Here is a 12,499-nt window from a genome sequence, read left to right on the forward strand (position 1 = left end):
TCTTGGGTATACCGTTTGCCTTTGCTCATAAAACACCTCTTTTTAGAAGTTACAATGTAACTCATTAGGTGTCTAGCAAACTATGGGAAGTCCATACTTTAGTTTTAATAGTAGTGTATGCTTAAGTGCCATGTTTCTGCCAACAATTTATGACAAAACATAGTACTCTGCGGGGCTTGTGCTTGCAGTACTAAGCTTTCATGCGGCATAGAATATATCTTCAAAAATATAGAAACCTGAAACTACAGAGCTAAATTAGCTGTAGGTCTATAATTAAATTGCAGGCAATATATAATGAGATCAGATAAATTTAAGTATCTATCATAATAATTAGATAAAGAACCTTAGGAAATAAATGTTTCATATTGCACATATTGATAAATTCATATTAATACCTTTAATTTTCTGTTCTTTGTTTACCAATACAGCTTTTTCTTATGAAAAAATTAATATTGCCACATTAGATTGGGAACCATTTATTAGTCCCAAGTTACCAAATAATGGTTATACGTCAGAAGTCATACAAGAAGCGTTCGCAAGCGTTAATTATGAAGTTGAGTTTGACTTTGTTACTTTTGCAAGAGGGCGGAAACTTTTAGAAAAAGGTGCGACTGATGGTTATATTACCCCGTACGGCCATTTAAAAGAAACCAAGCACTATATGCTGTCGATGCCTTTTCACGGAGACAGTATTGTTTTATTGAAACTTAAATCGGCAAACTTATCTGTTACTAACGCCTCTGCTTTTACGATTGATGACTATATGGCACAGTTATCAAGTTATAAATTTGGCATCGTAAAAGGTAGCCTAACCACAAAACAATACGCATCTTTAACGGCGAATAACATTAAGTATGCTACTAATAATATTAAGAATATTGATAATTTATCACGAGGCATTGTTGACTTTATTATTATTGGTAAATATTCAGCAGCAGAAATTATTACCAATAAACGACCGCATTTAATTGGGCGTTTTGACGTTATTCAACCTAAAGATGCTAACAATAATTTTTATATCGCTTTTACAAAGAAAAATCGCAAGCACCAAACAATTAAAGATAATTTTGATAAAGGCTTAAGGATAATACAGCAGAATGGAACCCTTAAGAAAATCAACCAAAAATATGGTATTGAACCACCACCAAAGCAAAGTAATAGAACGGTTGTCACAATAGGTACGGTAAATAATAAAGACATGCTGCAATTAAGAGATTTATCTGAAGCTTTTGAAAAAGAGCATACCGATATATCTATAGATTGGCGTATTTACGACGAGAATACCTTGAGAAGTCGCACTTTGAGTGACTTAGCCATTTCAGATGGAAAATTCGATATAGTAACAATAGGCTTACAAGAAATACCTGTATGGTCAAAAAATAATTGGCTATCGCCAATAAAGAACCTGCCAAAATCATATGATGTTTCGGATATATTCGAGCGCCTTGTAGCAGCAAATTCTTATAAAGGTGAGTTAAATGCTTTACCTTTTTATGCTGAAAGCTCAGTTACCTATTACCGTAAAGATCTATTTCACAATGCTAAAATAAAAATGAGTGCACAGCCTACTTATGAAGACATTATTAGGTATGCTGAAGCCATTCATGCGCCAGAAAAAGGCATTTTTGGTTTATGTTTGAGGGGAAAAGCAGGCTGGGGAGAAAATATGGCGCTGTTTACCACCATAGTAAATACGTACGGAGGTAAATGGTTTGATCGAGATTGGCGCCCGCAAATTACTTCTCAAGCGTGGCAGCAGGCTTTAAACACGTACCTTTTATTAGTCACTAAATATGCACCGCCTAAAGCTGAGTTAAATGGATACAACGAAAACTTGCAGTTATTCTTAAAAGGCAAGTGTGGCATATGGATTGATTCTACTATTGCCTCTAGCTCAATATTTGATATTGACCAGTCGCTTGTTAGTAATCAAGTAGCGATGACAAAAGCACCTATAGCGATAACCGAGAATGGCTCGAATTGGTTATGGACCTGGTCATTTGCCATACCAAGCTCTTCGCAAAATAAAGTTGCAGCACAAAAGTTTATAACTTGGGCAACGTCGAAAGACTATATCAAATTAGTGGCAAAAGCTAAGGGTTATAAAGCCATTCCACAAGGAACTCGGCTTTCGACCTACACAAACGAAGCATATCAAGCTGTTATGCCTTATTCTGATATTATTTTGCAAGCAATGAGCGAGGCGAGTAAAGCAAGTAATAAAGACCCAAATAAGCCATATAAAGGTATTCAATTCGTTGAAATAGCAGAGTTTCCTGCAATAGCCAATTATGTAGGAACTCTAATCTCTGAGGTAAATAAAGGGAAAATGTCACCGAATACTGCCCTGAGAAAAGCACAAAACTTTACCGTGTTACAAATGAAATTATCCGGTTATTATGAAAAAACTAAAGCTGAATTTTAATAAAGAGCTTCACTCATGACATGCAAGCATTTTATTAACATACTAATGTGAAGTAGTATCAAGAAAATAAAGGAACATGAAATAGCCGTTTGCGACTTACTTTATGAAAGATTTTGTTGGCTAATTGTTTTGTCGCTCGCTGCGGTGATAATACTTACTAAGGACAGTTTATGATTAACTTAAATGCCTATCGTTTTACACGAACCTTATCGGTGACTTGTTCTATAGCCATCCTGTATCGATATTGGGGTATCAGTTTTATTGGTTTCGCCTTTATGCTATTCCCATATATAATTACTTTGCTATTAGCAAATCAAGGCGCATATCAAACAAAATTTAATATTTTACTTCGTACCAGTTGCGGTGTTCTAATTGCAATATTGGCTTTGGGGTTGCTGCTTGAAACTGGATCAGACCCACAAGCAGGTATCGGCATTGGCTTTGGTGTTGTTATACAGTATGGTGTGATTTTTGTATCTGAAGCCATTATTGGTATAGCTAGTTACAAGAAAACTAGTGTGTAATAAATACACGGTTTTGCTGCTACTCTATCATCGAGTTTTTAGTTATGGCTCTGAAGTTCTTACAACCGCGCAAGCAAGTCTGGAACGTCTTGGCAAGTTCGATAAAGCATGAGATTTATTTTTATGTGACTAACTTGTTTTTGAGTGATTTTCGCTTCTGATAATAAAGTTAATTGTACTCAAAAGTGATCATTTATCGATGTTATTTCGCCTGTTAATTGGGTGTTTGTGCTTTCATCTATTGGTGCATTTTTATGAAAGAAGAAATTAATAAATTCCTCGGGGCATTACATACACATTGTAAGTCTGTTGGCATTGAAGATATTTACCAAAAAGTATCTCTGTATTACAAAGAGAAAAATAATAAAGACATTAAACCAAGTACCTTTCAGAATAAAATAAATGCACATAGAGCAGAGCATAAACTCAATATCGAAGAGTTTATTTATGTGCTTCTAGTTTTGCAGCAAGAAAATACCCATTCTGTTGTCTTACAGGATTTTTTATCACTTTTTGGTTTTCGATTAGAGTATATTTCAGAAATAAATGAGCCTTGCGACTTTGATCATAAGTCATTTATGGAAGCTTGGATGAATTTTAATAAAGAGCATGGTGACGTTCAAATAGCGTTAACAGCTGCGTTAAGTGATTATAAAATAACCACGAATGAGTTGAACGGTATTAAGAAAGAGCTAGCAGAGCAAATAGAAGCAATGACAACATTAAGGTTTGCTTTAGATAATGTTTGTGGCAAGCAGCTAGTATAAAATTTAGCTGCTTTGTTGATGTTTAGTTTAATCAAATAACTTGCTTATCCCCCAACCGACTAGCCCTACTAAGGCTATCGGTGCTGCAGTGGTTATTATAGCTCCTGTTGCCATACCGCCACCCAAAGCTCCACCGATTGCTGCCATACCTGATGAAATTGCAGCACCGCCAGCTGTGCCAGCAGCTCCAGCAGTACTTGCTAATGCAGCTCCCGTTGTTCCTGCTGTTGCTGACATTATTGTTGCTGCAGAGGCTCCACTAACTGCAGACGCTGTGGTAGCAGCTTGGGCAGCTGTAGCAGCTGCAGATAAACCGGCTACTTTATTCGATGTATTGTTTGACATAACGTACTCCTGAGGTTTACTTCGATGTTGAAGTCACTTAAGGTTACGCTTCTTAAACTTTATGATCATCGAGAAAAGCAACGCTGTTTTCTCATTGCTCACGCGTCTGTTTAGCTAATGATATTCGTTGCCTCTCAGTGCTTTTGATATACAAGGAAAGTTGATGGCATTATTTTATATTTTAATGGGTTTATGTTTACTCGGCATTAGTGGCTTGCTGTATGTATTCATGTTCTACTTTTCTGGCCAGGATAGTTTTGGCTTTGGTTTTTTTGCTTTATTTCCAATGGCAATATTAGCTTTATTGTTAATAGTGCCAGCGAGTTTTGTGCAAACCTATCTTGTTTTTTGGCGAAAAATCCATCAAAGTTATAAAGAAAAAGTTATTTGGTTGTTAGGCTTGTTATTGAGTTCGTTAGTGATGGGATTATTGCTAATCTAATTTACTCCCCCTGGATTTTAATGATTATGTTCATCACGCTTTAATTGCTGGTACAAATCTAATGTTGATTGATTCACTTTGGCTGGGTTCACTTCTTTTAACAGTAATTTTGCTTGTAAATATTGACCATTTTCTTGTAGTGTTTCAATTAACCGGAGTTGGGTATAGTTTCTTGCTTCGATGGTATAATTACCAAGCTCTACAGCTGTGTTCATCCATTTAAGTGCTTTTTTAAATTCAGCTATCGCTTGGCTATATTGTTTTTTACTTTGTAACGCTCTTGCTATGTTGTGGTGAGTTTCTGCTGTTTCTAGCAAATGTTTCGTTGCAATAAAGCCGGTTAAGGCATCGCGATAATGTTGTAGTGCAGCATCATAGTTGGCAATACGAAGATAAGTATGAGCTATGGCTGTTTGCAGTTTGGGAAAGTAATGTGTAGGTCCCATTCGGCTTATTCGTTGATCAATCCAAGTGATGAACTCTATAGCGTTGTCATATTGGTTAAGTCGATTATATAAAAGAATAATTTCTGCATACCTATCAGCGTCAAAACTGACTTCGTTGACCTCTTTGATAAGTTCAACTGATTTATTGGCGTATAAAGCTCCTTGTTCTAGATCGCCATCACTCAATAGCAGCTTTGCCCACAAGGTATATACCGTTGTTAGAAAAACCGGTGGGGCATGATGTAAATCTACATATTGGTGAATTTCTTCTTTCAATGCCTTAATGTCTCTTATTTCCCAAGTAGCGAGTAATTTAAGGTTAATTAAGCGATACCATTGGCGACTATTATTTTTTGTTTTTCCAATATTTTCATCTATTTGATCAAGGCAGGCGCGAGGAGAGAAAAGACAAGAGTTTTTATTTTCTAGTAAAGGTTTTGTGCCATCATAAACAAATGCCTTGGATTGGTTTGTGAATAAAAGCAAGACGCTGTATAAAAATATACCGGTGTTCGATAAGTTTTTCATAACATTTTGTCCCAAGTTTGCATGAAATTGACTTTCCGTTCAGGTAAAAAGTTATTTGGTATACGCAAGGTTATTCAGCCACGGAGTTGCTTGTCTTTTTTGCATTTTGACTTAACTGTCAATATTGAGCAAATGTTTATGACGTTTAGGCTAAGTTTGAATAATTGCTATTTTTTTGGGGCTAGACTGCAAGCGTAATGATAATTGTGATGACACTAAGCTTGTGATATCGATTTTTTAATTTCATTCGCTAAAATGTTGCTTGAATAGTAAAACCGATAGACTCGTAATTACCAACATCGGTAGAGCTAATTTTCATGCTATTCCTATCTTTTGAAAACCTTTTAGGTAGCGCAATATTAAAGGGATAAATGGAAATTAAACTGTGCAAAATGATGAACGGCTAGAAAAAAGGTGTATTCAAAGGCGGGCCGGTTTTATCAGTACTTAAGAGTTAACAATGTTATATGCAGGAAATGTAACGCTTCGGCCAATACTTTATTGGCCTTTTATTGGCTTTTTATGAGGCCGCTAGAGTTTTTCCGTGTTGATTACGTTAATCACCATATAGTTTATATCATCCAAATAATGCTCTCCATTGTGTTGGTGATTTTCCATTTAGTCGTTTGAAGGCAGCAGAGAATTTACTGGGATTCGAATAACCGACTAACATGGCTATTTCTGTGACGGTATGATTCTTACGTAGCAGTTCTTTTGCCACTTCCATTCTTCTTAGGGTCAGGTACTCAAAGGGGGCATAATTTGTCGCGGCTCGAAAGGCTCGGGTGAAAGTACGAATATCAAGGTTAACTTCTTGTGCGATGGCGCTCACTCGAAGATTTGAGTCTAGCTTACTTTCAATAAACTCAAGTGAGCGTTGCAAACTATTGCCAGCAAGTGGCTTTGTTTTACGTGGTAATAATGTTTTTTCTTGGGAGCGAGTTAGTTGATTAAATATTACTAACAGTCCCTGTTCGAAAAAGGCACTTGTTAAGCCATTAACCTCAGCATCCCGCCATAGCGCTGTCATTACAGCCGTAATTAAAGGGTCATGATGTAAGTTTGATGCGGCAGGCAAAAAATCATCGATGGATATTTTCTCTCCAATAGTGCTTTCTAAAAGAGATAAGTTTATTGCAATGCCCAGCATTGATACGTTTGAAAAGTAACCCTCCGCTTTGGTATCAGGTAATGCGATTAAAGCATCTCCAGGCCTAATAATACCTTCTACATTTGCGTGCTCAGAAAGTCGACTCATTTTACCTGTGCCAGCGGTGCATAAATTAAGCATCAATCGCGGAGACGATTCAAAGTTTCCTTCGAAGGCATGAAAGTCAGCATGTGCAAGTTGTAAAATGCCATTTGGATCACTCAGTGATATTGTCGGTTTTACACCAAGTTTTGTTAGTCTATGGTTAAACTCATCGTGTTCTTGTTGCCAAGTTTTACTACTCATCAATTATTTTTCCTAAATCATGCCGCAAATGGAGCATTAAGCCCCTATTCGGAGTGGCACCCTAGATAATGCCAGAATATAATAAATAAGAATCATTCGCAATTAAGTTATTTAATCACGCCTATAATAGGTACACAGGAAAAGTTGTATGAAGTCATTAGTATATTTGAGTGTTTGTGGGGTATCGATGGCAATGTTTTGCTCTCCTTCATATTCACAAGAAAGTACGGATAAAGCGAAATCAGAGGAAATTGAAAGGATCACTATTACAGGTGAGCTAATTGAACGTCCATTATATAAAACAGCGAATAGTGCAGAAATATTGGACGCAGAGATACTAAGGAATCGCGCTGGTTTAGATACATTGCGCAATGTGCTAGACGCATCAGCAAATATTTCTGTCGTCACTGGGACAGGTAAAGCCCCTACAATACGTGGTATTGACGGTACGGGAGCGTCGGAAAATGCTAATGCATTTTTCGCTGGAAGTCGCTCGCGGTTAAGTTGGCAAATTGATAATCGTCCTGCGAGTTATAATGAGGTTGTCTTTGGTGATATAGGAATATTTGATCTCGAGCGTATTGAAGTACTGAGAGGGGCACAGAGCACGTTAGTTGGGAGAAATGCCATAGCAGGTACTGTTATTATAAAAACTAATGATCCTAGTTTTGATAAAGAAGCCGTAGTACAAGTCGCTGGCGGTAACTATCAGCAACGTCGCACTTCAGCGATGATTAACACACCTATTCTTGATGACCAAGTCGCTTTCCGTTTATCTGGAGACTTATATAAACGGGAATCAGCCGTTAATTACACCGGCTATGAAGGCGCAAAAAAACCAGGAGAAACTGAAGCTATATCGCTACGAGGCAAGGTTTTAATTACGCCTGATTTTGCACCACAAAGTAAATTGTTGTTAGCGCTTTCTCATACAGATTACACCAGTCCCAATAGTGAAATAATTGTTAAGCCATACGATGAAAAATTATCTAACTTTCCCAACCAACCAGTACATAATCCAAAAACGACTTCAGTAGCGGTTGATTTTGAAACTGAACTATCAGATACCCTGCGATTTACATTAAGTACCTCAACGACAAAGCTTAAATTTAAGCGAATAGCGGCGCCAAATTCAAGTAATGCGACGATTGAAACCAATGACGTTGTTGTTGAACCACGTCTTTATTATACGGGAGATACTGGTTTTTCTATGGTTAGCGGTTTGTATTATTATCAAGCCGATCAAGATGAATTTATTGAATTTTTTGGTGGTCAAAACTTTAAAGATAAATCCAGTACTATTGCAGCATACACCGAAGGTTTAACGCCACTGAATGATAATGTTGATTTATTTTTTGGCCTACGTTATGAACGAGATCATCATAAGCGTAATGGTGGGGATGCAACGGGTGAACTGGTTAATATCACTAGTGACGAAACCTATACTGCATTTTTACCAAAATTAGGCATTAATTGGCAACAAACTAAAACAGCTAGCTGGGGAGCACAGATATCTAGAGGCTATAATGCCGGCGGTGGCGGAATTACCTTTGCTTTTCCTATCGTTAATTATGAATACGATGCTGAATATGTATGGACAACTGAATTATATGGGCGTCAGGAGCTATTTGATGGCAAGCTTTTCCTAACAGAAAACATTTTTTACTCAAATTACAAAGATATGCAATTACCGTTTGACCTGACACCAAATGACTCACGTGATGAAGCCTTTGTTGTGCGTAATGCTGATCGTGTAAATACGAGTGGTATAGAGTTAAGCGCTATATTATCCATAACATCAAACCTTGAAGCCTTTCTTAATATTGGCTTATTGAATACTAAAATTAGCGAATATCCTAACTCGGGCATCGAAGGTAATCATTTGTTAACGGCACCGAGTGTTACGTCAAGTTTAGGTTTGTCGTGGACGCATGACAATTGGTCTACAAGTTTTGTAACTCGTTACACCAACGGGTATTTTACTGATGTTAATAATCGAGCCAACGGTAAAACAGATGCTTATATTATTGGAGATGCAAAAATTTCTTATGACTTTGAGCATGTACGTGTTTATGGATCCATCAAAAATATTGCCGATGTCGAAAAAGCCGTTGCCCTCTATCCTGGCAGCGCACCTGAAGGGAGTGCAGAACAAGACAGTGCTTTTGATAACGCCGTATTGGTTCAACCAAGAACTTTCTTAATTGGCCTTGAAGCAAGATTCTGATGCTCGTGCCAACTCGAAAATTATTAGCTCAACTACATGGATGGTTAGGAGTGGTTTCAGCTGCTTTTATCATGCTTGTAGCGGGCTCAGGCGTTATGCTCGCTTTTGTTGGCGAGCTATTTCTTGCGCAATACGGTGATGTACTAAAAGCAACACCTGCGCTAGCTAATCCTCAAGTGGCTAATGTCACTACATTAATTGCATCGGCTACAAAAGGTTACGAAGATAATTTTCAAACGGTGGGGGTATTAATGCCTAATAGCCGTGTTGAAGGAATAGAAACGGCGATGGTGTTTGTTATGCCCACGGGCTCACAAGCTAGTGAAGGCATACGTATGTTAAGCATTGATCCTTGGAGTGCTCAATTCAAAGGAGACTTTCCATTAAGTGGAGCATTTGCCCATGAGTTAATTGATTTTCATCATTCTTTACTACTGGGCGATCCAGGTATTATTTTTGTTTGTATTCTCGCCATTTTGTTAATTTTTTTTGTGATAACAGGTTTATATATTTGGTTGCCAAAATACAATAAAAACTGGCGTAAATCGACCCCGTTAAATTTTCGAAGGGGCATAAAAAAGTCTTGCTTTTCATTGCATACATGGTTTGGTGTTTGGGGAGCATTATTCATCATTTACTTCTGTTTAACAGGCCTAGCGTTAGCAAAACCTGGGTGGTTTAGTCCTTTATTATCGCCACCTAATTACGCGCCTCCAATTAGCGCCGGATTTGAAAAAATATGTAATGATCGTATTACTCCTGACGATGCTGAAACGGTTGGTAATAAACAATTTCCAGGTAAAACGCTAGCAACTTTTTTTATGCCTAATGTAGAAAATGGCCCGTATATGCTGACGTATAGGTCGAGTGACGATAATAACAAGCGTGATGGTGATGGGCGGATTTTCATTCATGCATCATGTAAAGGTTTGATGCATATAGAAAGAGCAGAGCTGTCAAAAACATCAGTGCAAGTAACGGACATGCTATTGTCATTGCATGGTGGTTATAGTTTTGGCAAAGCGCTTGGCCCTATTCTGGTCGTGTTTACCGGCCTTAGCCTTATTATTTTGGTCGTAACGGGGGTGGTAAAATTTTTTACTCGTACTATAAGCAGACGGCGAAACACTTGACTTCTCTTTAAAGCATAATGTTGTATCGGCTTATTGGGGTTATTTAAAAATCATTAAGCCATTAGTGACGTTTTTTGAACATTGCACTATTAGGTATACAAAGCGATAAGGGAAGTAAGTTATGGGGTGTGAGGAGGAAATAATCGCCAACTATTGTGGCGTAATCTACTTCTTTGATTGCCATAGTGGTGATATTTCTTTTCTTGCCGGGTTATAGATAACGTCGAGGATATAAAAACGGAGCTTTATCTTCACCTTTGACGTTACCTTTATTCGTTTTTTAAATACTTTTTCTTGCTACAAGACGTGCCCATTTACGATGAGTTTAACATCTATATTGCCGCGCACTGCATTTGAGTATGGGCATACTTGATGGGCAGTATTAACCAAAGTAACGGCTTCGTTTTGCGCTAATTCGATATCGACAGACAAAGTAACGGTTAACGCGAAGCCATTATTGTCATTTGGACCAATGCCTACCGTTGCTGTCGTTGGAGCTGTTGTAATTGCTGTTTTTGTCTCACGTGCAACATGCAAAATAGCATTTGAAAAACAAGCCGCATAGCCTGCAGCAAATAATTGCTCAGGGTTAGTGGCTTCACCCGTTCCTCCCATTTCTTTTGGGTAGCTTAGGGCTAAATTCAACTTATTATCGTCAGTACTTACTTGGCCATTACGGCCGGCCTTTGCCGTTGCTGATGTGGTGTATAACGTGGTCATGATTTGTTCCTCTTCGCTTGGATTTATGAACTTTAGATTAGCAGGGTAAGTTGTGTGCATTTAAATTGTGCGCAATCAATGTGCGTATGCTAATTGAGTTTTTAGGTGAAAGCAAGTATATTGCGCACAATCTATTTTATGTGTGATATTTCATGACAAAACCTGACTCATCTTCGAACCTTACGTTGGATAAGCAAATTTGTTTTTCTTTGTATAGTGCGTCAAATGCAATGGCGCGCTCTTATCAGCCGTTATTGAAAAAACTCGATCTCACTTACCTACAATACATTGTGATGATGGTGCTATGGCAAGACTCAACAATGAATGTGAAAGAACTTGGCGCTAAAGTACATTTAGATTCAGGTACGTTAACACCTTTATTGAAACGTTTAGAAGCTAAGGGGCTAGTTATTCGTTCGCGGAGTCAAAGTGATGAACGGGTAAGGCTTATCAGCTTATCGGATGCAGGAAAAAAATTGCGCCAAGCCGCAGAGCAAGTGCCTGATATGATGATGTGTAAATCGAAAATGACTTCTGAAGAGTTAAGTAGTTTGAAGCAAGCATGTGATTTGTTGTTGAAGAACTTAACGACAGCTGACTAAAGCCATTTTTGACTTGTTTATTCAATCGCAGTTCAGCTCGTTATATAAATATTTTATGATCTTAATTGAGGCAATTTGTAGTAATGCTAGCAAACTTAAAACAACTAAGTAGTCATTATGATGAACAAGGCTATTTTGTTATGAGAAACTATTTTAGTGCTGACGAAATAGCGGCATTAAGAACAGTGATATTAAAATTTCATGAATTATGGAAGCAGGATAATAGTGAGTTTTATCAACAAGAGGCCTTCAACTCTTCATTAATCACTGGCAGTCAGTATTTAGCCCCTGATGACCGGGTGCAGTTGTTTAACTTTATCAGTTCAAAAAAATTAATGAGTATTGTTGAGGCGGTGATTGCGACTAAGCCTGCATTTATGAACACTCAATTATTTTTTAATCCTGTTAATCGTCAGCAAAAAGATTTCTGGCATCGCGATTGTCAGTATGATTACGACGTTGAAGGGCAGAAGAAAGTTATCAATGAGTCGCAAGTTTTACACCTTCGAGTACCTTTATTTGATGAGCTTGGTATGGAGTTAGTGCCAGGTACGCATAAACGTTGGGACAACGAAGAAGAGTACAATGTACGTCAAGAAGAGCAAGGGCGAATGAGTAGTGAAAACCTCTCAACGGGTAAAAAAGTTAGTTTAGCGGCAGGCGATTTATTGGTGTTTTCAGCTGATATGATCCATCGTGGTTTATATGGCTTAGATAGGTTAGCTTTGGATATTTTAGTTTTTGATTCATCAGCAGATTATGTCGACTATGTTGATGATGATTGTTTACCTGATACGGCAATGTTGGCAAAAATTATCGACCCAAGATTGTTTCTTAATACCATGACATTAAAATTACAAAGTTAGTGCTTGGCATAGTTAAAA

At 37.7% G+C, this 12,499-nt stretch carries 12 protein-coding genes; 8 read left to right on the forward strand and 4 right to left on the reverse strand.

Annotation, left to right across the window (positions count from 1 at the left end; all coding sequences use genetic code 11):
• Positions 1-355: 355 nt before the first annotated feature.
• The 3 genes from B0169_RS17785 (at position 356) to B0169_RS17795 (ending at position 3,716) form a co-directional block, all read left to right on the forward strand.
• Positions 356-2,425, forward strand: coding sequence for an extracellular solute-binding protein (locus B0169_RS17785; RefSeq protein WP_077288258.1), 2,070 nt, complete (start codon positions 356-358; stop codon positions 2,423-2,425).
• 170 nt (positions 2,426-2,595) lie between these two features.
• Positions 2,596-2,949 (forward strand): hypothetical protein, encoded by a 354-nt coding sequence (locus B0169_RS17790; RefSeq protein ID WP_077288259.1) that lies wholly within the window; start codon positions 2,596-2,598, stop codon positions 2,947-2,949.
• A 254-nt stretch (positions 2,950-3,203) separates the two neighbouring features.
• Positions 3,204-3,716, forward strand: a complete 513-nt coding sequence (locus B0169_RS17795; protein ID WP_077288260.1) for a phage regulatory CII family protein — start codon at positions 3,204-3,206, stop codon at positions 3,714-3,716.
• 27 nt (positions 3,717-3,743) lie between these two features.
• Here B0169_RS17795 and B0169_RS19310 read toward each other — a convergent pair whose 3' ends face one another.
• Complete coding sequence (locus B0169_RS19310) at positions 3,744-4,061, reverse strand: hypothetical protein (RefSeq protein ID WP_077288261.1); 318 nt, start codon at positions 4,059-4,061, stop codon at positions 3,744-3,746.
• Between the two features lie 163 nt (positions 4,062-4,224).
• Between B0169_RS19310 and B0169_RS17805 the strand changes: the two genes are divergently transcribed.
• Positions 4,225-4,503 carry a hypothetical protein gene (locus tag B0169_RS17805; protein ID WP_077288262.1) on the forward strand — a complete coding sequence of 93 codons (279 nt, stop codon included), beginning with the start codon at positions 4,225-4,227 and terminating at the stop codon, positions 4,501-4,503.
• A gap of 17 nt (positions 4,504-4,520) precedes the next feature.
• Here B0169_RS17805 and B0169_RS17810 read toward each other — a convergent pair whose 3' ends face one another.
• Positions 4,521-5,477: a tetratricopeptide repeat protein gene (locus B0169_RS17810; protein WP_077288263.1), complete on the reverse strand. Its 957-nt coding sequence runs from the start codon at positions 5,475-5,477 to the stop codon at positions 4,521-4,523.
• 577 nt (positions 5,478-6,054) lie between these two features.
• On the reverse strand, positions 6,055-6,933 hold the full coding sequence (locus tag B0169_RS17815) for a helix-turn-helix domain-containing protein (RefSeq protein ID WP_077288264.1): 879 nt from the start codon (positions 6,931-6,933) through the stop codon (positions 6,055-6,057).
• A gap of 148 nt (positions 6,934-7,081) precedes the next feature.
• On the opposite strand from B0169_RS17815, the gene B0169_RS17820 reads away from it, so the two are divergent.
• A complete protein-coding gene (locus tag B0169_RS17820) occupies positions 7,082-9,160 on the forward strand; it encodes a TonB-dependent receptor (protein ID WP_077288265.1) in 2,079 nt (692 codons plus the stop codon).
• A gap of 5 nt (positions 9,161-9,165) precedes the next feature.
• Positions 9,166-10,293, forward strand: a complete 1,128-nt coding sequence (locus B0169_RS17825; protein ID WP_158077125.1) for a PepSY-associated TM helix domain-containing protein — start codon at positions 9,166-9,168, stop codon at positions 10,291-10,293.
• A 297-nt stretch (positions 10,294-10,590) separates the two neighbouring features.
• Here B0169_RS17825 and ohr read toward each other — a convergent pair whose 3' ends face one another.
• Positions 10,591-11,013 carry an organic hydroperoxide reductase Ohr gene (ohr, locus tag B0169_RS17830; RefSeq protein ID WP_077288267.1) on the reverse strand — a complete coding sequence of 141 codons (423 nt, stop codon included), beginning with the start codon at positions 11,011-11,013 and terminating at the stop codon, positions 10,591-10,593.
• A 152-nt stretch (positions 11,014-11,165) separates the two neighbouring features.
• Here ohr and ohrR point away from each other — a divergent pair, with 152 nt between their 5' ends.
• Complete coding sequence (gene ohrR, locus B0169_RS17835; RefSeq protein ID WP_077288268.1) at positions 11,166-11,615, forward strand: transcriptional regulator OhrR; 450 nt, start codon at positions 11,166-11,168, stop codon at positions 11,613-11,615.
• A gap of 83 nt (positions 11,616-11,698) precedes the next feature.
• Positions 11,699-12,481, forward strand: a complete 783-nt coding sequence (locus tag B0169_RS17840) for a phytanoyl-CoA dioxygenase family protein (RefSeq protein ID WP_077288269.1) — start codon at positions 11,699-11,701, stop codon at positions 12,479-12,481.
• Positions 12,482-12,499 lie beyond the last annotated feature (18 nt).

It is taken from the genome of Cognaticolwellia aestuarii, from assembly GCF_002000025.1.
Classification (GTDB): domain Bacteria; phylum Pseudomonadota; class Gammaproteobacteria; order Enterobacterales; family Alteromonadaceae; genus Cognaticolwellia; species Cognaticolwellia aestuarii.